Genomic DNA, 19,372 nt, shown 5'->3' with positions numbered 1-19,372 from the left:
ACGACGAGGAAGAAGAGGAGGAATAGGCACCTTGATATCGCCGGGAAAGGCCAGGGGTATCACGCGTGTGGTCCCCTGGTCACCGACGGTGACTGCCCGCTGTCAGGCGATGGTATCCACCACACCGCCGTCCACGCGCAAGGCTGCGCCGGTTGTCGCAGAGGCCTGTGTCGACGACACGTAAACCACCATGTTCGCCACCTCCTCGATCGTGGCAGCACGCTGGATGATCGAGGTCGGGCGATGTTCCTTCACAAAGGCAGCTGCGCTTTCTTCCAGCGTTTTTCCGGATTTCTCCACTTCATCCTTGAGCATGTCCGCCACCCCTTCGGACAGCGTCGGCCCCGGTAGAACGGCATTCACCGTCACCCCCGTGCCTGCCAGACGTTTGGCCAGGCCCCGGGAGATCGACAGGTTGGAGGTCTTGGTGAAGCCGTAGTGGATCATGTCCGAGGGAATGTTCAGTCCCGATTCCGAAGAAATGAACACGATGCGTCCCCACCCGCGGTTGGCCATATCCTCGGCGTAGGCGCGAGACAAGCGAATACCGGACATCACATTGACGTCGAAGAACCGCTGCCAGACCTCGTCCGGGGTGTCGAAAAAGTCCTGCTGGCCGTAGATGCCCACGTTATTGATCAAGATGTCGACCTGAGGGACTGCCTTGACCAATGCTTCGCAGCCTTCGGCGGTGCCGACATCCGTGGCGACCCCGCGCAATCGTGCGCCAGGCACTTCTTTCTTGATGCGCGCGATCGTCGCGTCGATGGCCTCTTGTTTACGACCATTGACGATCACATCGGCGCCCGTTTCGGCCAGGCCCTTGGCAATGGCGTAGCCGATACCCAGCGTAGAGCCTGTGACAAGTGCCGTTTTGCCGGTCAGATCGATTTTCATGTTGAAACCTCTGTCGGGATCTAGAGAAAGATGGGAGTGCGCCAGTGAACGGGGGTTCAGGCGACTTCATCCGCCATGACGTTTGACATCTCGAGGCGTGACCTCGATGATCCTGCTCGTTTCTGATCGATTCCGCTTGATATCGAGGGCCGTCATGTCTGCCAACCCCGAAGCGTTCCCGGGCGAACGTCAACGTCTGATCACTGAGCGCCTGGCGATGCATGGCCGAGTGATTGCGGCCGATCTGGCCGCCGAATTCAAGGTGTCAGAGCATTCCATTCGTCGTGATCTGGGTGCGCTGGCGGCGTCCGGGGTCTGCAAGCGGGTGTACGGCGGAGCGATTTCATTGGCGTCCGACGGTCCGATCAGCGCCAGGATCGAGCATGAACCTCAGCGTAAACGCACCCTGGGCGTGGCGGGCGCGGGGCTTATCAGTGCGGGACAACACGTCTTCATCGACGGCGGTTCGACCAACCTGGCCATCGCCCGGGCCATTGACCCGCAGATGACGCTGACCGTCACCACCAATGCGCCGGTCATCGCGGTGGAGTTGATGAAACTCCCCTGTGTCGAGGTCATCCTGCTAGGTGGGCGGCTCAGCCCGGTGGCCGGGAGCACCTATGGGCACACGACGATTCAGCAACTGACGCACTTCAACTTCGATCTGTGCTTTCTTGGCGCTTGCGCGTTGGATGCCATGAAAGGGGTGACCGCGTTCGACCTGGATGTGGCCGAGTTCAAGCGTGCGGTCGTGGCGCGCAGCGGGCAAGTGGTGGTCGCGGTGATCAACGAAAAACTGGCCAGCATCGCCCATTATCAGGTGGCATCCTGCGAGGACGTCGGTGCCCTGGTGGTGGAGCATGATGCGCCGGAGGACCGCCTGGAGCTGTTTCGAGGCAAAGTGGCGCAGCTCGTCAAGGCTCAGGCGGGCCACTGAGCCCTCACGCCTCCTGCCACAGCACTGTGCGGTTGCGGCCTTCGTGTTTGGCCCTGTAGAGCGCGGCGTCCGCCCGCTCGATAAACGTCTCCATGGTCGGACACGCCTGGGCAGCACAGCCGTAAACGCCCAGGCTGATACTGACGACACCGCCGGGGTTGCCTTGGTGTTCGAGCCCTCGGGTCAGCACCGCCACGCGGATTTTCTCAGCCAGGGCGTACGCGCCTTGCGCCTCGCTGTAAGGCAGGAACACGGCCATCTCTTCTCCGCCGTACCGGACCGCCAGGTCGCCGGTGCGGTTGAGGTTGCTGCGAATGCATTCGGCCACCGCCACGATGCATTTGTCCCCCGCGACATGCCCGTAGTTGTCGTTATAGCTCTTGAAGAAGTCGATATCGATCATGATCAGGCTCAAAGGGTGCAGGTTGGCCCCCCCGTTGGCGAACTCCAGTCCGAGAATCTCTTGAAAGTGACGTCGGTTGGCCAACCCGGTCAGGCCGTCCTGCAACGCCAGCTTTTCCAACGAATGGCTGGCAATGCGCAGCTGCGATTCGGCGTTCAACCCAAAGCGGATCTGTTGAAACAGCAGCACGCCGAACAGCAGATTGGCGACCACCACGCAGACAATGATCGCCAGTGAGCGCCACGCGTACTGCCGCCACTCGTCCAGCACTTCCTCCTCCGACAGCCCGGCCATCACAACCAGCGGGTAGCGGTCCAGGCGCTTGTAGCCATAAATGCGTAGCTCGTGGTCGAGGATCGAGCGTACGGTGGCGGTGCCCTCGTAATGCTCCTTCAGATACGTGCGAAACAGTTCGCCATCAGCGATTGACGCGCCCCTGACGTTTTCCAGCGCAGGTCGACGGGTCAGCACCGTGCCGTCGGCCAGCGCCAGCGTGATGACGCCCCGATGCCCGATATCGAAGCGGTCGAAGAAGCGGTCGAAGTAGGACAGGTCGATGGTCGCCAGCACCACCCCGGCGAAATGACCGGCCGAGTCGTTCACGCGCCGTGAAAGCGGGATGATCCAGTCGCCGGTGCTGCGGCTGCGGATGGCCTGACCGATATGAGGCAAGGTGCTGTCGATCGCCTTGTGAAACTGGAAATATTCGCGGTCGGCGTTGTTGGCATCGGAGGGGATGTGGTTCATGGACGTGCCGGCCCAGTTGCCGTCCTTGTCGTAAATGAACAGCCCTTGAATCTGTTCGACACTGGCCGCGGTGGCGCGCAGGTAGTCGTGCATGCGCGAACTGCTGGCCGCCCCGAGGCCGTCATAGGACAGTCGCTCGACGATACCGACGACAGGAATGTCGGCCTGATCGAAGGTGTCGTCTGCCTGCTGTGCCATCGAGCGTGACAGGTTGGCAGCGTTGATTTCGGCGATGTCCAGCTCGTGGGCGCGCGACTGGCGCAGCTGCCACAGGGTGATGCTGGTAATGGAGAAACACACCAAAACGGTGAAAAAACCTGTCAGCCACAGCACAGGCATGCGCTTCAGGCGCCTATTTCTGGCGTCGAAGTCCGTCGCTTCTACTTGTCTCAAACCCAACCCTCGCTGACGTCTACGATTTCAGACCCGCCGTGGGACGGACGCTAATGGGTCCGCTAACACGGTATCGCAACAGCGACCGCCTGACACAGAGCGTAGGACAAGTCGGGGATTTTGAAGGGAAAAATCGTGCGTCACAGCACCCTGCGGCCATGGATACATCCATGTCGCAGTCAAAGTGGGCCATCGGTCGTGATGACCGGTATGATCGACGCCATCTACCCGACCTCGGTGCGACATGAACTCTCCGGATTCCGGCAAAATCCCAGCTCCCGATCGCGATCGCGTGTCTGCCGCCCTGTTGGGCGGTGGCTGCGAGCCCGACCCTCGCTTCACGTTGGCCAACGAGCGTACGTTCCTGGCGTGGATCCGCACTGCGCTGGCGTTTCTGGCCGGTGGCATTGCGGTGGAGGCCTTTACGGGGGATGTCTTCACCCCTGGCTTGCGAAGGGCCGTGGCGCTGTCGCTGTTGCTGCTGGCAATGCTGGTGAGCGCCAGCGCCTGCGTTCGCTGGCTGAAGGTCGAGCGGGCCATGCGGTTGCGTCGGCCACTGCCATTGCCGGTACTGGTGCCGATTCTTTCGCTGGGTGGCGCGCTGGTGGCGGCGGGGCTGATCGTGTTCCTGCTTTACGGCGCCCCATGAGCCGCCGCGCCCCGCTAACCTTGAGCCATGACGATCCTGGTCTGCAACCGGAGCGTACGCTGTTGGCCTGGCGTCGGACGTTGATGACGCTGCTGGTGGTGTGCACCCTGTTTCTGCGCTGGATTCCGCGTTTTGGCTTGATAGCGCTGCTGCCGATCATGGTTTCGCTGGCGGCGGGCATCCTAATCCAGATCGGCCTCAATGCCCGCTATCGCAAAAGCGCCAAGGGCCTGAAGCAGGAGCGGATTCCCGCGCCGCTGCGTGAGGTCGTGGTGCTGGGGAGCACGGTGATCGTGCTCGGTTTGGTCGGAGTTTATGGGGTGGTATTCGGGTAATCCACAGCTTGTCAGCGGTTCATGTCCAGAATCATGCAGGTGGTGGTCCCGGTCGCGAACAACGACCGTCGGCGTCGTAAATCTTCCCCTCGGCCAGCGCGGTCGACCGACCCAAGTGCACCACCGTGCCTTCGGCGCGAATCGGCCCGCTTTTGTCGGTCAAGGCGCGGATGTAGCTGATGCGCAGGTCCAGGGTGGTGTACCCCTGGCCCTTCTTCAGTTGCGTGTGAATCGAGCAGCCCATGCAGGAGTCCAGCAGTGTCGCGGCGTACCCGCCGTGGACGATGCCCAGCGGGTTGTAATGCTGCGGGCCGGGTGTGCCTTGGAACACGAAGCGACCAGGCGTCCATTCGATGGGCACGAAGTCCATCAATTCTCCGATGGGCGGATGAGGGTAGATACCATTGCCGATGCCGTCGAAAAACGCCTGGGGTGTGAGCGTGGCGACCTCACTCAGGCTCATGCTCCCGGCCTTGCCCAGTCGGGCGCGCATGGCGTGTTCCTGTTCGTGCCAAAGGGCCAGGGTTTCTTCGCGAGAAGTGTTCTGCATGGACTGCGCTCCAGGAAACGGCATCCCGCGAACGGCAGGATGTCAAAAATTACACCCATAATCCCGTGCATTCATGACGGTCGCAATATCATAAATGTCCATGCAGTGACCAAAGCGTTCAATTACGCGGAACCGTTCTCCCGGAACACATGTTTGTGCATATCGGCAGTGAGGGCTTCGACTCGCTCTGTCAGCACTTTGGTCATTTCGGTGAGCCGGGTGTTCTGCTCCAGCAATTCGAGCATCTGCGCCGTGTTCTGGGCAGCCCGGGCCATTCGTTCTTCATTGGCCACCGCGAGGGCTTCACGGTGCTGGGCGTCGGCCTCGGCACTGGCTTTGTCCCGCGCGGCCTGGCGGGTCTGAGCCAGTAGAATCAGCGGTGCGGCGTAGGCCGACTGGAGACTGAAGGCCAGATTCAGAAGAATGAACGGATAGACATCGAAGCTCACCAGGCCGCTGAGGTTGGCGCCCACCCAGAGCAGTACCACCAAGGTCTGCGCCCCCAGGAACGTGGGCGTGCCAAAAAATCGTGCAAACGCTTCGGCCTTGAGTGCGAACGCGTCAGTGCCGAACGTCGGCGCCAGATGGGTGTGGGCCTTGTGAAAGCGCAGGTGGTCGGTTTGGGCGGGGGCTTCGGGAGGTACGGCGGGCATGGAACATTCCTGATATCAGAAAGAGGTTTGCCCACTATAGGCCCGTGCCCGCTGGCTTTGTACTGAACCGGCGCTGAACGTCATGGCGCATCAGTGCTGTCACCTACCGGTGCCCACCGGGTGTGGCGATGTTGATGATGGGAGCGTGCGCCGCGGGCCCCAAGCAAGGCAGCCTGAGACGGCATGCGGCTCAATCCCGGCGATCGGGGTACAGTGGCTTGGAACGGTGCATGATGTTGGCGTAGTCGTAGACATACTGGCGGCCGGCATGACTGGTCATGCGCAGGCAGTCGATGAGGTGGCGTTCTTTTTCATTCAAATACGTCAACCCATGGCGGTCACTGGACTTTAGGCGATCACGTTCATGGGCGTCAGGGAAGGTGATGACGTTCGTCATGAAATATCTCCTTGGTTAAATCCTTGTGCCCGGCTCCATATTCCGGGTGCACCTTTGTGATGCGACGGTGCACCTTACCCACAAAAACCGGGGGCCTTCAACCCTGAAATTGTTCGATCGATCACAGTGCCTGGGTAATTTCGAACCTCTGCCGGCTGCCGTTCACCATAACGTCCACTTCATCGCCGTCGAGTTTGCCCAACAGGCTTTGCCCCAGTGGCGCACGGCGTGTGATGACGGTGATCCACCTGTCATCCATTTGAAGTTTAAGGCCGGCGGCATCCGGGCCGAGGAACAGCCATTGTTCACTTCCATTCGCTGAGGCCAAGGCGATGAGGTCACCCGGCTGAATGCCCCGTTCACCATCGAAGGGTTTGAGTGTCATCTGCCGATACAGCGCCAGCGCCTGACGTATCTCTTCGACGCGCCGCGCCTGACCGGCTGCCAGGTAGGACGCCTCCAGACCCAAGGTGTCGTATTTGTTCTCGGCGATGTTTTCTTCATGGGTCGCCGCCTCATAGGCCGTCTGGGCGGCGCGAATGGCGACGTCCAGGTCCACTTCGAGGCGATCGAGAATCCTTTCCAGGACCCGTTGCTTATTCATGGGGGCGCACCTGTTCAATGCCATCAGCCGCAGAATTGATAAATGGCGGCGCGGCTTTTCTCGCTGGGAGCGGTCTGGTTCTGCTGCATCCAGAATTGGCATTTCGGGCCATTGAAACTGCGCGCGCGCTCGGCGTCTTCCGCTTCCTGGGCTTGACGCGCCTCGCTGTCGCGCAGCCGCTGGCGGTACTGGTCGAACATCGGATTGTCGCTTTCAGGTTGGGTCTGTTCGACGGGACGGGTCATTCGGTTGGCTGCGTCATTGAGCGCCTGGGCCTTTTCGGCAGGCAGCATCGTGTAGATCGACCAGCCCGTGAGCATCACAGCCAGGCCCCCGAGCCAGATGCCTGCGGCAATGGACAAGACGAGCGTGAGCGGCTTGATCGTGACGGACAATGTGCGGTGGTTGACGTACATGGCAGACTTCCCGATTGCGGTGGACGTGGCCGGATTGTCGCATGACCGGGCTGGCGATTCCGCGTCGTTATGACGGACAATCCGCTTTTTTGAGCATCCTTGAGGAGCCGGGATGAAAGCCTCTTGGGATATTTTCTGCACCGTTGTGGATAACTTCGGTGATGTGGGCGTGACCTGGCGTCTGGCCCGGCAGTTGGTCGCCGAGCACGAGATGAACGTGCGGTTGTGGATCGATGACCTCTCGGCCTTCGTCCGGCTGTGTCCTGACGCCAATGCCGGTGCGGCAAAGCAGTATTGCGAGGGGGTAGAGGTGCGCGTGTGGGCCAAGGACTGGCAACCCGTCGAGCCTGCCGACGTTGTGATCGAAGCCTTCGGTTGTCATCTGCCGCCCATGCAGATCGAAGCGATGAAAAACCGCGATCCGAAGCCTCTGTGGCTGAACCTCGACTACCTCAGTGCGGAGGAATGGGTCACCGGTTGTCACGGTCTGCCGTCGCTGCAGTCGAGCGGCATCCAGAAATTCTTCTTCTTCCCGGGGTTTCGTCCTACTACCGGGGGGTTGTTGCGGGAGGCCGGCCTGATCGAACAGCGTCACGCTTTCGAGCAAGACCCCGCAGCGCGGCAGGCTTTCCTGGCCGGCCTGGGCATTTATCCACAGCCGCAGGCCCGCTTGATGTCACTGTTTGCCTACGAGCACCCGCAGTTGGGGTCGTGGCTGGACCGCTTGGCAGAGGATTTCCCGCCCACGCACCTTCTGGTGCCGGAAGGGCGCATCCTCGGCGACGTCGAGCGCTGGTTGGGCAGCGACGGCCTGCAAGCCGGGGCGCTGCATGTGCGCGAGCGACTGACGATTCAAGTCCTGCCCTTCGTGCGTCAGGAGGACTATGACCGCTTGCTCTGGTGTTGCGCCTTCAACGTGGTGCGTGGCGAGGACTCGTTCGTACGCGCGCAATGGGCTGGGCAACCCATGATCTGGCACATCTATGCACAAGACGACGATGCCCACTGGGCCAAGCTGGACGCTTTCCTGGAGCTTTACCTGACCGGCCTTTCGGACACTGCGGCGCAGGCGCTGACTGACGTCTGGCGCGATTGGAATGCGGGTCACGACATGGCACACAGTTGGCCCGCTTTGGAGGAACACCGCGCGGAACTGGCGAGCCATGCCGAGCGCTGGTGCCTGGAACGAGCCTTGCAGGACGATCTGACGACTGCGCTGGTGCACTTTTACCGAAATTGGCTATGATACGCGGCCTTGTAGTAAGCCCTGTACGAAAAGTGGCTTTTCGTACAGGGCTTAGAAAGAACTTCAATCCAAATTCGGATACTCGTAATGAAAACTGGTAAAGAGCTTAAACCCGGTACTGTGCTGCGTATCGACAACGATCCTTGGCTGGTTCAGAAAGCTGAATTCACCAAGTCGGGTCGTAACAGCGCGATCATGAAGACCAAGCTGAAAAACCTGCTGACCGGCTACAAGACTGAAACCGTCTACTTCGCCGACGACAAGCTGGACGACGTGATCCTGGACCGTAAAGAAGCCACTCTGTCCTTCATCAGCGGTGATTCCTACACGTTCATGGACACCACTGACTACACCATGTACGAGCTGAACGCTGAGGACATCGAAGCTGTTCTGCCGTTCATCGAAGAAGGCATGCAGGACGTCTGTGAAGCCGTTTTCTTCGAAGGCCGTCTGGTTTCGGTAGAACTGCCGACCACCATCAGCCGTCAAGTGACCTACACCGAGAACTCGGCCCGTGGCGACACTTCCGGTAAAGTCATGAAGCCAGCCAAACTGGCCAACGGCACTGAAATTCAGGTCGCTGACTTCATCGAAATCGACGAGTGGATCGATATCGACACCCGCGACAGCTCTTTCAAGGGCCGCACCAAGAAGTAATATGCGCTGATTGCGCATACGAAAAAGCCCGACCATCGCGTCGGGCTTTTTTGTGGATTTTTTTCGGGGCTGTTCTGAAGGTCGGGTGAGTAAGCCGGACAGTACCATCCGGCCTGTCCGGCCCGTTTGCCTCACTTCAAGTGAACCTTCAGTTCCTGGGCCGCCTGCTGCATTGCCGATTTCACTTCCGGCACCTGACTGATGACATTCAGCAGCCCGTAGTCGTGGATCATGCCGTTGTAGCGAACGGCGGTGACCGCCACGCCTGCCTGATCCAGTTTGCGAGCATAGGCCTCGCCCTCATCACGCAGCACGTCGGCTTCCGCAGTCTGGACCAGCGCAGGTGGCAGTCCCTTCAACTGATCCGTGGTAGCGCGCAACGGAGAAGCGTAGATCTCGGCGCGTTGCTTCGGATCAGTGGTGTAGTTGTCCCAGAACCACTTCATCATGTTGCGGGTGAGGAAATGGCCCTCAGCGAACTGGTTGTACGAACCGGTATCGAAGTTGGCGTCCGTCACAGGCCACAGCAGCACCTGGTAGCGAATCGACGGGGTGCCTTTGTCTTTGGCCATCAGGCTGACGACTGCCGCCATGTTACCGCCAACACTGTTACCCGCCACTGCCAGACGCTTGCCGTCGACGTTGATTTCCTTGCCATGCTCAGCCACCCACTTGGTCGCTGCATACGCTTGGTTGATCGCGGTCGGGTAGTGCGCTTCCGGCGAAGGGGTGTAGTTGACGAAGACCGCCACCGCACCGGAGCCGTCCACCAGATCCCGCACCAGACGCTCATGGGTTGGGTAATCGCCCAGCACCCAGCCGCCGCCGTGGAAGAACATGAACACAGGCAGCGTGCCTTTTACGCCGGCGGGCCGCACGATGGTCAGGCTGATGTCCTGCCCATCGGCCTTGATGGTCTTCTGGCTGACATCGGCTTTAGGCAGTGTCAGTTTGACCCCAGCCTGTGCGCCGGTCAGTACCGCCCGGGCATCTTTGGGCGACAACTGCTCGATGGGTTTTCCCGTGCCTGAGTTCAAGGCATCGAGGAATGCTTGAGTGTTGTGCTCGACGCCGCCATCGCCTGCTGCAAAGGCATTGCCGATCGAAAGGGCGAGAAGCGAACCCGCCATGATTTTGCCGAATGTGTTCATGTTTTTCTCCTTAAGGTCGGTAGGTCAGACAGTCACGTGCAGACGGACGTCAACGTTGCCACGAGTGGCGTTGGAGTAAGGGCAGACCTGGTGGGCGGCATCGACCAGCGCTTGTGCGTCCGCCTGGTCAAGGCCTGGAAGGCTGATGTTCAGATCGATGTCCAGACCGAAACCGCCAGGGATCTGCCCGATGCCGACGTGGGCAGTGATAGATGCATCGGCAGGAATGCTGCGTTTGCTCTGACCGGCAACGAATTTCAATGCACCGATGAAGCAGGCCGAGTAACCCGCCGCGAACAGTTGCTCTGGATTGGTGGCTTCACCACCGGCACCGCCCAGTTCTTTGGGCGTAGCCAGTTTGACGTCGAGAATCTTGTCGCTGGAGACAGCACGGCCATCACGGCCACCGGTTGCGGTTGCGACTGCGGTATAGAGTGCTTTCATGATCATTCCTCACTGAGTGCTATGGGTTGAAGCCGGTAAGCTCTGCGCTAAATGTTTGTGCGCTAAGCAAGTGAGATGAAATGTAATGCGCTAATGTTTAGTGCGCAAGGTAATTTTTCGTTTTTTTTCTGTAAATCCCTTGTTTTTTGAATAACTGATTGATTTAGAAGAAGAAAAAAATTTTAAGTACGGCTTGCGCCTGTGCTGCCGCCTGGAAACGAAAAAGGCCAGCAGAGCGCTGGCCTTGGACGGGGCAGGGAAGGAGGGTCGCGTTACAGACTGTTGTGGAGATTTCCGCGCAGCCCCAGAAGATCCTTTTGCAACGCTTGCAACTGGTCGAGGCTGATGCCACTCGCGGCCAGAATGCAGTGGGGAATGCGGCGGGCCTTTTCATGCAAGGCCTTGCCTTGGTCGGTCAGCGTCAGCAGGACCACCCGCTCGTCATCCTTGCTCCGGTTCCGGCTGATCAAGCCCTCACTTTCGAGTCGCTTGAGCAGCGGGGTCAGCGATCCTGGATCGGTCAACAAGCGTGTGCTGATTTCCCCTACGGTGAGACCATCCTGTTCCCACAGTACCAGCATGGCCAAGTACTGCGGATACGTCAGGTTGAGTTCCTGCAACAGCGGCTTGTAGACCTTGGTCATCATCAGCGAGGTGGAATACAGGGCGAAACAGAGCTGGTTGTCCAGCAGCAGCTCTTCGCAACTGCCAGCACCCGCCGTGGTGCAGCTTGGGTCGGCATTCATTGAGGGTGTCCTCGGGGTGATCGATAATGAGGGCTAATTTAGCGTCATGATCTTTAATGCGCCAAATAATTTTGCTAATCGATTCGGCGACGTCTTTCTATCACGCTCGTGCGAGCTCTTTGCTTCACACTCCGTGAATCGACGTTCCACGATCCGTGAGAGCGGAAAGCCCTGTAGCCGTTTATTCGACTTCGGAGACTGCGTAGCATGCGCGCTGGATTCAGGCCGAGGGTCGCGTGTGATTGTCGATGTTGTGATGTACCTGCTGTTGGGGGCGGCCATGGGGACGCTGGGTGGTCTGTTCGGGATTGGGGGTGGCTTGGTGGCGATTCCCGCACTCGGTGTGTTGTTCGGCCTCGATCAGCAGTTGGCGCAGGGCACCGCGCTGCTCATGGTGCTCCCGAATGTGTTGGCGGCCCTCTGGCGGTACAACCAGCGCAATCGGATTTCGGCCCGCAACGCATTGATGTTGATCGGGCCCAGCTTCATTGTCTCTTGGCTGACCTCGTTATGGGCCGTGCGGGTCGAAGCTCACAGCATGCGCATGGGGTTCGTGGGGTTCCTGATCGTGCTCACGCTGTTCAATCTGGCGCAGATGTATTGGCATAAGGGCAACACGGGCACCCAGTTGCGTCATCGGCACTGGCTGTGGGCGCTTGGCGTGGGGTCGGGGGTGACGGCAGGTCTGTTCGGCGTAGGAGGCGGCGTGATTGCCACGCCGATTCTGACGAGCGTGTTCGGCGCCTCCCAGGTGGTCGCACAAGGGCTGGCGCTTTCCCTGGCAGCGCCCGCTACCGTGATTACCCTGGCCACCTACGCATCCCACGGCCACGTGAGCTGGTTGATGGGCATTCCATTGGCGATCGGCGGCCTGGCGAGCATCAGCTGGGGCGTCGCTCTGGCACACAGTCTGCCGGAGCGTCTGCTGCGTTCGCTGTTCTGCGGCTTTCTGGTGATCTGCGCCGTCATGCTGTGCTTCAGGCTCTGAGGTCTAGACCTTGAATCCCTCGGCAATATGTTCGGCCAGGCATTCGGTGATGGGCGAGGGGTTATTGGGATTGCGCAACAGCACGATGCTCGCCGCGGGTAGTTGGGGCAGCCCCTCGGCTTCACCGATCACGCGCAGGTCCGAGGTAATGAGGCTTTCCAGTTGCGCTGTCACGGCGAGCCCTGCGCTGACCACTGCCATGATCGCCGAGAGGCTGGCGCTGGTGTAAGCGATGCGGTATTCGCGGCCTGAGGCGTCCAGCGCGTTGCTGGCCCAGAGTCGGCAGAAACAGTCGCTGTTGAACATGGCCAACGGTATCGGCGTCTGTTCATGCGGATAAAAACCTGCCGCCTCAGCCCAGACGAAGCGTTCCTGACGCAGAATCTGCCCGATCTCCTTGCCCGGCTCGCGGGTCACGATGCTCAGGTCAAGGTCCTGGCGTTGCAGCAACTGGGCTGACGACTCGCAGTGAACCTCCACTTGTATCAGCGGATAGGCCTGAGCGAATCGCGAGAGAATCCCCGGCAGGAAACGCATGACGTAATCGTCCGGCGTGCCGATTTTTACGGTGCCCACCATATGCGGCTCGCGCAGGGTATTGAACACCTCGCTGTGGAGTTTGAGGATGCGCCTTGCATAGCCCAGCAACACCTGCCCCTCTGCCGTCAGATTCAGCACCCGACCGTCCTTCTGAAAGAGAGGACGCTGAACGACGTCATCCTCCAGCCGCTTCATTTGCATGCTGACGGCCGACTGCGTGCGATTGACGACTTCGCCCGCTTTGGTGAAACCGCCCTGATCGGCAATGGCAACGAAGGTGCGCAGCAGCTCGCTGTCGATGCTGGGGTAGGTGGCCATGGATCAATCTCCCAGATGCAGTGCATCAGAAACATTCGTTGGATTGATCTTAATCCTGGCGAGAGAATTTGCCCATCCCCACTTGGAGGGCAAGATGATGAAACGTCAAAAAGGTTATGTGCTGGTCCTGAAAACCCTGTCTCGCGATTCGGCGCTGGAGCGCGGTTGGCATGCAGTCGTCGAGCAACTCGCGCGCTGGCACAGGCTGCACCGTGAACGTGTACAACTGGCCAGTTTGAGCGACGACGCCTTGAAAGACCTTGGTCTGTCTAGGGCGGATGTGGCGGAAGAGTCCGAACGGCCCTTCTGGGACGACCCACTCAAACGCTGAAGCGTGCCCCGCAGAGCGCGGCTTGCCGACAGCGATGCCGATAACATGGCTGCGGCATGCCGCGTTGCTGCAATTGACCTCCACCGACGCATTTGGCGGGCTACCGACCCGCCGCACAGGTACCCAGGGATGCCAGGATCAGGTAGCGTGGCAGCTTCGACCCGGAGGTCCTGAATGCCCGCCGCCCAGCCGACTCAACAGCAATTGTCACTCAAACAAGCCCGTCGCGTTGCCTTGGCCGCTCAGGGTTTCAACGGCCGGCAGCCACCTGCAGCCATTACGGCCCGTCATGTCATCCAACTGATCGAACGCCTCGGCGTCGTGCAGATCGACTCGGTCAATGCGCTGGTTCGTTCGCACTACCTGCCGCTGTTCTCTCGCCTGGGCAACTACCCGCAAAAGCTGCTCGACCAAGCGGCCTGGAGCCAAGGGCGGCATCGCAGGCTCTTCGAGTATTGGGGCCATGAGGCGTCTTTGCTTCCCGTCGAGTTGTACCCGCTGTTGCGCTGGCGGATGCGGCGTGCCGCCCAAGGCGAAGGCATCTATCAACAAATGGCCAGGTTCGGTCGAGAGCAGCAACCCACCATCGCTCGTGTGCTGCAAGCGGTCCGCGATCAGGGCGCGTTGGGCGCCGGCAGCCTCAGTACTCGACAAGAGCGGGCCGGGCCCTGGTGGGACTGGAGCGATGAAAAGCACGCGCTTGAGTGGCTGTTCGCCGCCGGGGAAGTCACCGTGGCGGGGCGCCGGGGGTTCGAGCGGCTGTACGATTTGCCAGAGCGGGTGCTGCCACCTTCCATTCTTGCCCAGCCGGAATTGACCGAAGCCCAGGCCCAGCGCGGTTTGCTGCTCCACGCTGTCCGCGCACTGGGGGTGGGCACCGAGAAAGACCTACGCGATTATTTTCGTTTGGACCCGGCCCCGGCGAAGGCGGGGCTGGCCACGCTGAGGGAGGAGGGCGCCATCGAGCAGGTTCAGGTGCAAGGCTGGAAGCAGCCCGCTTATGCGCTGCCTGACCTGAAAATTCCTAGAAAGGTCCACACCAGCGCTTTGCTTTCGCCCTTCGATTCTCTGATCTGGGAGCGGGGTCGGACCGAGCGTCTGTTCGATTTTCACTACCGGCTGGAGATCTACACCCCTGCCCATAAGCGGGTCTATGGCTATTACGTGCTGCCGTTTCTGCACCATGAACGCATCGCGGCGCGGGTCGATCTGCGAGCTGAACGTGCCGCGGGACGGCTCGCGGTGCATGCCGTGCATGAGGAAGATCCGGGTCTTGACACCGAGGGCTTGCGGGCGCTGGCGTCGCACCTCAGGACCCTGGCTGACTGGCTAGGGTTGCCGGAGGTGCTGATCAACTGCCAGCGGACGAGCGGTGCCCGGCTACGGACTGCGTGGGTCGACAGCGGTCTTTCCCACGCCCCACGCTCTTTGGGCCATGCCTAAGCCACCGTCTCGCTGCCTGTGGCGGAGGGCGCGTCTTGTGTCGATCCCGTTGGGAAAGCTGACGTCACGAACGACGCACCTGCTTCAACGTTTCGGCGATCAGAAACGCCAGTTCCAGTGACTGATCGGCGTTCATCCGTGGATCGCAGTGGGTGTGGTATCGGTCAGACAGGCCGTCTTCGGTGATGGGGCGCGCGCCACCGATGCATTCGGTGACATTTTGCCCGGTCATCTCGATGTGGATGCCGCCCGCGTAAGTGCCTTCGGCCTGATGAACCTGGAAGAACTGTTTCACCTCCCCCAGAATCTGCGCAAAGTCACGGGTCTTGTAGCCGCTGCTGGCCTTGATGGTGTTGCCATGCATCGGATCGGAACTCCACAGCACCTTTTTGCCTTCCCGCTCGACAGCGCGAATCAGCCCCGGCAGGTGATCGCCTACCTTGTTGGCGCCCATGCGGGCGATGAGGTTGAGGCGACCTGGGTCGTTCTCCGGGTTGAGCAGGTCGATCAGGCGGATCAGATCGTCGGTGTTCATGCTCGGGCCGACCTTCACACCGATCGGGTTCTTCACCCCCCGCAGAAATTCCACGTGTGCGCCGTCCAACTGGCGGGTGCGGTCGCCAATCCACAGCATGTGCGCCGAGCAATCGTAAAAATCGTTGGTCAGGCTGTCGCGGCGTACGAAAGCTTCTTCGTAGTTCAACAACAGCGCTTCGTGCGCCGTGAAGAAACTGGTTTCCCGCAGTTGCGGCGAGGTGTCCAGGCCACAAGCGCGCATGAACGCCAGGGTTTCGTCGATACGATCGGCGAGTTGGCTGTACTTGTCCGACAATGCCGAGTTGGCAATGAAATCAAGGTTCCACTGATGCACTTGGTGCAGGTCAGCGAAGCCTCCCTGTGCGAAGGCGCGCAGCAGGTTCAAGGTGGCGGTGGATTGGTGATAGGCCTGCAGCAGACGTTCCGGATCCGGCACTCGGCTTTTTTCGTCGAAGCCGATCGCGTTGACAATGTCGCCACGGTAAGCCGGCAACGTGATCCCATCCACGGTTTCATCGTTGGCTGAGCGCGGCTTGGCGAATTGACCGGCCATCCGTCCTACCTTCACCACCGGGCAGCCCGCAGCGAAGGTCATGACGATCGCCATCTGCAGCAGCACCTTGAAGGTGTCGCGGATCTTCGCGGCGGAAAATTCGAAGAAGCTTTCCGCACAATCGCCCCCCTGCAGCAAAAATGCGCGGCCTTCGGTGACCTCGGCAAATTGTCGGCGCAGTTCTCGAGCTTCTCCGGCGAACACCAGTGGTGGGTAGCTGGCCAGCGTCCGTTCGACACGCAGCAGATGCTCGGCGTCGGGATATTGAGGTTGTTGCTGAATTGGCAGGGTCCGCCAGCTATCGGGGCTCCACGGGTGGCTCATCGTCGACTCGGAATCAAGGCAAAGGAGCCGCCATGGTAGCAGCCGCCCCGATAATTTGCGTGACCTGCCAGGGGTGCATGGCTGACAATCCCGCGTCTTCGGGATCGTCGTGCGATCCCTTGCAGCAGTCCGGCGACCAGTGGCGGTGTTGATGGCCACCGTGGGTCGAGCCGGGCGTTCTGATGGCAAACGGCAGAGAGCAGTAATGAACCAGGAGCGTGTAGAGCGCGTACTGGCCGAAGTTCATGATGACTTCGGCATGATCCGCGTGCTGGAAGTGGAGGACTATCGCTTCCTGGAATTCGGCGATGCGATTGAGCAGAGCTGTACGTTCACGGCCGATCCGAGCTGGCTGGAGTACGACTACACCCGCGCCATGCTGATTGGCGCACTGTGCCACGATGCCCCCGAGAGCGCGCTCTTCATGGGGCTCGGTGCAGGGACGTTGACGCAGGCATGCCTCAGGTTCCTGCCACTGGAAGATGTCGAGGCCATCGAACTGCGCCCGGATGTGCCCCGGCTCGCGATGGAGTACATGGGCCTGGCCGATGACCCGCGGCTTTACATACGCGTGGGCGATGCCCTCGAATTGTTGCCTTCGGCGGAAAACGCCGACCTGATTTTCGTCGATCTCTACACCGACACCGGCCCGGCGGTAGGGCACCTGGCGTGGGGATTTCTGGAACAGTGTCAACAGCACCTGAACCCTGGTGGCTGGCTGATCATCAACCAATGGGCGTCCGATGACGGCAAACCGTTGGGCGCGGCGCTGCTTCGCGGGCTCTATCACCGCCATTACTGGGAACTGCCGGTCAAGGAGGGCAACGTGATTTTGATCGTGCCTCACGACCTGGACCAGACCCTGGATATCGATGCCTTGATGGTGCGCGCCGAAGCACTGGCCCCTCAACTGGGCTACTCGCTGTTGCCATTGATCAAGACCCTGCGCGTTGCGACTTGAACGTCGCGACGGGTGGACGCTGCCGTCCAGAGGTGAAACGTTTAAGCTGCTTCCTGTGCCTTCTCGCACATTTCAGGGAAGCGACACCGAGATCGGTTTGCGCAGGGCCTGTGACAGTTGGACGCAACGCCTGGTTGTGCTGAAAAAAATCCTCACTTTTTTCGGCAATTCCGGTATAGTGCGCGCCGGTCTTTCATAGGGCCGTCGTCAAGACGTACGTTTGCGGAGCTCTCTCCGTAAACCGGTTCTCTCACGAGCTATCCTTGACGATCCATTCATCCATACGTTTTCGCAAATCCCCGCCGACAAAGCAGCCAGGGTGACCTTCGGGTCTTACACGGCACGCGCAGCTTTGAAGCATGGGTCTTTGCGGATGCACTCAGAGGCAGACCCATGACCCAGGAAACCGGCGGCTTCGCCGCTCTTGACCTTAATCCGAATATTGTTGCTGCCGTCATCGCGACCGGCTACGAAGAGCCGTCGGCGATTCAGCAACAATCGATCCCGATCATTCTCGCCGGTCACGACATGATCGGTCAGGCGCAGACTGGTACCGGTAAAACCGCCGCCTTCGCACTGCCCATCCTGAACCGCATCGACCCGGCCAAACGGGAACCCCAGGCGCTGATCCTCGCGCCGACCCGCGAGCTGGCCCTGCAAGTGGCCACCGCGTTCGAAACCTATGCCAAGCAGATGCCAAGCGTGAACGTCGTAGCCGTCTACGGCGGTGCCCCGATGGGCCCGCAACTGAAGGCCATCCGCAACGGCGCGCAAATCGTTGTCGCCACGCCGGGTCGTCTGTGCGACCACCTGCGTCGCGACGAAAAAGTCCTCGCCACGGTGAATCATCTGGTGCTGGACGAAGCCGACGAAATGCTCAAGCTGGGCTTCATGGATGACCTTGAAGTCATCTTCAACGCCATGCCGGAGAGCCGTCAGACCGTTCTGTTCTCGGCCACGCTGCCGCAGTCGATCCGCGCGATCGCCGAGCGTCACCTCAAGGATCCGAAACACGTCAAGATCCAGAGCAAGACCCAGACCGTGACCGCCATCGAGCAGGCTCACCTGCTGGTTCACGCCGACCAGAAGACCTCGGCCGTGCTGAGCCTGCTGGAAGTCGAGGATTTCGACGCCCTGATCATGTTCGTGCGCACCAAGCAGGCCACTCTCGACTTGGCCAGCGCGCTGGAAGCCAAGGGCTACAAAGCCGCTGCGCTGAACGGCGACATCGCCCAGAACCAGCGCGAGCGCGTCATCGACTCGCTCAAGGATGGTCGTCTGGACATCGTCGTCGCCACTGACGTCGCTGCCCGCGGCCTGGACGTTCCGCGTATCACCCACGTGTTCAACGTCGACATGCCGTACGACCCTGAGTCCTACGTTCACCGCATCGGCCGTACCGGCCGTGCCGGTCGCGAAGGCCGTGCCCTGCTGCTGGTCACGCCGCGCGAGCGCCGCATGCTGCAAGTGATCGAGCGTGTGACCGGTCAGCGCGTTGCAGAGGTTCGCCTGCCGGACTCGCAAGCCGTTCTCGATGCGCGCATCAAGAAGTTGACCAACAGCCTCGCGCCACTGGTGGCCGATGCCGAAGCCAGCCATGGCGAACTGCTCGACCGCCTGACCGCCGATATCGGCTGCAGCCCACGTGCGTTGGCGGCCGCGCTGCTGCGCAAGGCAACCAATGGTCAGGCGCTGAATCTGGCAGCCATCGAGAAAGAGCGTCCGCTGGTACCGAACAGTGCACCGCGTGAGCGCAGTGGCGACCGTCCTGATCGTGGCGACCGCGAGCGTCGCGCGCCGGTGCCGTTGGCTGAAGGCCGCGCCCGCTGCCGTACCGCGCTCGGTGCGCGTGACGGTATCGCCGCCAAGAACCTGCTCGGCGCTATCCTCAACGAGGGCGGCCTGGCTCGCGAAGCCATCGGTCGCATCCAGGTGCGCGACAGCTTCAGCCTCGTCGAGCTTCCAGAGGAAGGCCTGGAGCGTCTGCTGGCCAAGCTGAAGGACACCCGTGTCGCTGGCAAGCAGCTGAAACTGCGCCGCTATCGCGAAGACTGATCCGCAACAGGCGGGTCGTCTGAATAAAAAATCCCCGGCGTGTCCGGGGATTTTTTTGTCTGATTTTCCGTGGCGTCAGGGTGTCTTGCGAGAGCAG

At 60.6% G+C, this 19,372-nt stretch carries 21 protein-coding genes and 1 pseudogene; 10 read left to right on the top strand and 12 right to left on the bottom strand.

Annotation, left to right across the window (positions count from 1 at the left end; all coding sequences use genetic code 11):
- Positions 1 to 102: 102 nt before the first annotated feature.
- Positions 103 to 897 carry an SDR family oxidoreductase gene (locus tag DBP26_RS07225; protein ID WP_108237197.1) on the bottom strand — a complete coding sequence of 265 codons (795 nt, stop codon included), beginning with the start codon at positions 895 to 897 and terminating at the stop codon, positions 103 to 105.
- Between the two features lie 154 nt (positions 898 to 1,051).
- Here DBP26_RS07225 and DBP26_RS07220 point away from each other — a divergent pair, with 154 nt between their 5' ends.
- Positions 1,052 to 1,834, top strand: a complete 783-nt coding sequence (locus DBP26_RS07220; protein WP_108237196.1) for a DeoR/GlpR family DNA-binding transcription regulator — start codon at positions 1,052 to 1,054, stop codon at positions 1,832 to 1,834.
- 4 nt (positions 1,835 to 1,838) lie between these two features.
- Here DBP26_RS07220 and DBP26_RS07215 read toward each other — a convergent pair whose 3' ends face one another.
- Positions 1,839 to 3,323, bottom strand: coding sequence for a diguanylate cyclase (locus DBP26_RS07215; protein ID WP_108237195.1), 1,485 nt, complete (start codon positions 3,321 to 3,323; stop codon positions 1,839 to 1,841).
- Positions 3,324 to 3,621: 298 nt separating this feature from the next.
- Between DBP26_RS07215 and DBP26_RS07210 the strand changes: the two genes are divergently transcribed.
- Positions 3,622 to 4,026: a DUF202 domain-containing protein gene (locus tag DBP26_RS07210; protein ID WP_108237194.1), complete on the top strand. Its 405-nt coding sequence runs from the start codon at positions 3,622 to 3,624 to the stop codon at positions 4,024 to 4,026.
- Positions 4,023 to 4,361 carry a DUF202 domain-containing protein gene (locus DBP26_RS07205; protein ID WP_108237193.1) on the top strand — a complete coding sequence of 113 codons (339 nt, stop codon included), beginning with the start codon at positions 4,023 to 4,025 and terminating at the stop codon, positions 4,359 to 4,361. The genes DBP26_RS07210 and DBP26_RS07205 overlap by 4 nt, the downstream gene beginning before the upstream one ends.
- Positions 4,362 to 4,372: 11 nt before the next feature.
- Here DBP26_RS07205 and DBP26_RS07200 read toward each other — a convergent pair.
- From DBP26_RS07200 to DBP26_RS07180, 5 genes and pseudogenes are all read right to left on the bottom strand, one after another.
- A pseudogene (locus DBP26_RS07200) lies at positions 4,373 to 4,911 on the bottom strand (PaaI family thioesterase).
- 122 nt (positions 4,912 to 5,033) lie between these two features.
- Positions 5,034 to 5,564 carry a DUF1003 domain-containing protein gene (locus DBP26_RS07195; protein WP_108237192.1) on the bottom strand — a complete coding sequence of 177 codons (531 nt, stop codon included), beginning with the start codon at positions 5,562 to 5,564 and terminating at the stop codon, positions 5,034 to 5,036.
- Between the two features lie 190 nt (positions 5,565 to 5,754).
- On the bottom strand, positions 5,755 to 5,961 hold the full coding sequence (locus DBP26_RS07190) for a hypothetical protein (RefSeq protein WP_108237191.1): 207 nt from the start codon (positions 5,959 to 5,961) through the stop codon (positions 5,755 to 5,757).
- A gap of 121 nt (positions 5,962 to 6,082) precedes the next feature.
- Positions 6,083 to 6,565 carry a transcription elongation factor GreAB gene (locus DBP26_RS07185; protein ID WP_108237190.1) on the bottom strand — a complete coding sequence of 161 codons (483 nt, stop codon included), beginning with the start codon at positions 6,563 to 6,565 and terminating at the stop codon, positions 6,083 to 6,085.
- 23 nt (positions 6,566 to 6,588) lie between these two features.
- Positions 6,589 to 6,981, bottom strand: a complete 393-nt coding sequence (locus DBP26_RS07180) for a hypothetical protein (RefSeq protein WP_108237189.1) — start codon at positions 6,979 to 6,981, stop codon at positions 6,589 to 6,591.
- 112 nt (positions 6,982 to 7,093) lie between these two features.
- Here DBP26_RS07180 and earP point away from each other — a divergent pair, with 112 nt between their 5' ends.
- Both earP and efp read left to right on the top strand, forming a co-directional pair.
- Positions 7,094 to 8,227: an elongation factor P maturation arginine rhamnosyltransferase EarP gene (gene earP, locus DBP26_RS07175; RefSeq protein WP_108237188.1), complete on the top strand. Its 1,134-nt coding sequence runs from the start codon at positions 7,094 to 7,096 to the stop codon at positions 8,225 to 8,227.
- 87 nt (positions 8,228 to 8,314) lie between these two features.
- Positions 8,315 to 8,884, top strand: a complete 570-nt coding sequence (gene efp, locus DBP26_RS07170) for an elongation factor P (RefSeq protein ID WP_108237187.1) — start codon at positions 8,315 to 8,317, stop codon at positions 8,882 to 8,884.
- Positions 8,885 to 9,015: 131 nt separating this feature from the next.
- Here efp and DBP26_RS07165 read toward each other — a convergent pair whose 3' ends face one another.
- The 3 genes from DBP26_RS07165 to DBP26_RS07155 all read right to left on the bottom strand — a co-directional run bounded on the left by DBP26_RS07165 (position 9,016) and on the right by DBP26_RS07155 (position 11,225).
- Positions 9,016 to 10,035, bottom strand: coding sequence for an alpha/beta hydrolase (locus DBP26_RS07165; protein WP_108237186.1), 1,020 nt, complete (start codon positions 10,033 to 10,035; stop codon positions 9,016 to 9,018).
- A 24-nt stretch (positions 10,036 to 10,059) separates the two neighbouring features.
- Entirely contained in the window at positions 10,060 to 10,479 is a 420-nt protein-coding gene (locus DBP26_RS07160; protein WP_108237185.1) for an organic hydroperoxide resistance protein, read from the bottom strand.
- A 272-nt stretch (positions 10,480 to 10,751) separates the two neighbouring features.
- Positions 10,752 to 11,225, bottom strand: coding sequence for a MarR family transcriptional regulator (locus tag DBP26_RS07155; RefSeq protein ID WP_108237184.1), 474 nt, complete (start codon positions 11,223 to 11,225; stop codon positions 10,752 to 10,754).
- Positions 11,226 to 11,466: 241 nt separating this feature from the next.
- Between DBP26_RS07155 and DBP26_RS07150 the strand changes: the two genes are divergently transcribed.
- On the top strand, positions 11,467 to 12,213 hold the full coding sequence (locus tag DBP26_RS07150; RefSeq protein WP_177411025.1) for a sulfite exporter TauE/SafE family protein: 747 nt from the start codon (positions 11,467 to 11,469) through the stop codon (positions 12,211 to 12,213).
- Between the two features lie 3 nt (positions 12,214 to 12,216).
- Here the strand turns inward: DBP26_RS07150 and DBP26_RS07145 are convergent, their stop codons facing one another.
- On the bottom strand, positions 12,217 to 13,071 hold the full coding sequence (locus DBP26_RS07145) for a LysR substrate-binding domain-containing protein (RefSeq protein WP_108237182.1): 855 nt from the start codon (positions 13,069 to 13,071) through the stop codon (positions 12,217 to 12,219).
- A 97-nt stretch (positions 13,072 to 13,168) separates the two neighbouring features.
- Between DBP26_RS07145 and DBP26_RS07140 the strand changes: the two genes are divergently transcribed.
- Positions 13,169 to 13,402: a DUF1127 domain-containing protein gene (locus DBP26_RS07140; protein ID WP_108237316.1), complete on the top strand. Its 234-nt coding sequence runs from the start codon at positions 13,169 to 13,171 to the stop codon at positions 13,400 to 13,402.
- 174 nt (positions 13,403 to 13,576) lie between these two features.
- Positions 13,577 to 14,845: a winged helix-turn-helix domain-containing protein gene (locus DBP26_RS07135; RefSeq protein WP_108237181.1), complete on the top strand. Its 1,269-nt coding sequence runs from the start codon at positions 13,577 to 13,579 to the stop codon at positions 14,843 to 14,845.
- Positions 14,846 to 14,909: 64 nt separating this feature from the next.
- Here the strand turns inward: DBP26_RS07135 and DBP26_RS07130 are convergent, their stop codons facing one another.
- Positions 14,910 to 16,259, bottom strand: coding sequence for a 3-deoxy-7-phosphoheptulonate synthase class II (locus tag DBP26_RS07130; protein WP_108237180.1), 1,350 nt, complete (start codon positions 16,257 to 16,259; stop codon positions 14,910 to 14,912).
- Between the two features lie 205 nt (positions 16,260 to 16,464).
- Here DBP26_RS07130 and DBP26_RS07125 point away from each other — a divergent pair, with 205 nt between their 5' ends.
- On the top strand, positions 16,465 to 17,220 hold the full coding sequence (locus DBP26_RS07125; protein WP_108237179.1) for a spermidine synthase: 756 nt from the start codon (positions 16,465 to 16,467) through the stop codon (positions 17,218 to 17,220).
- A gap of 393 nt (positions 17,221 to 17,613) precedes the next feature.
- Positions 17,614 to 19,275 (top strand): DEAD/DEAH box helicase, encoded by a 1,662-nt coding sequence (locus DBP26_RS07120; RefSeq protein ID WP_108237178.1) that lies wholly within the window; start codon positions 17,614 to 17,616, stop codon positions 19,273 to 19,275.
- The last annotated feature ends 97 nt before the right edge of the window (positions 19,276 to 19,372 follow it).

Source organism: Pseudomonas sp. RIT409, from assembly GCF_003052515.2.
Classification (GTDB): domain Bacteria; phylum Pseudomonadota; class Gammaproteobacteria; order Pseudomonadales; family Pseudomonadaceae; genus Aquipseudomonas.
Note: the sequence above shows the minus strand (reverse complement) of the source record. Positions and strands in the feature narration are given on the sequence as shown.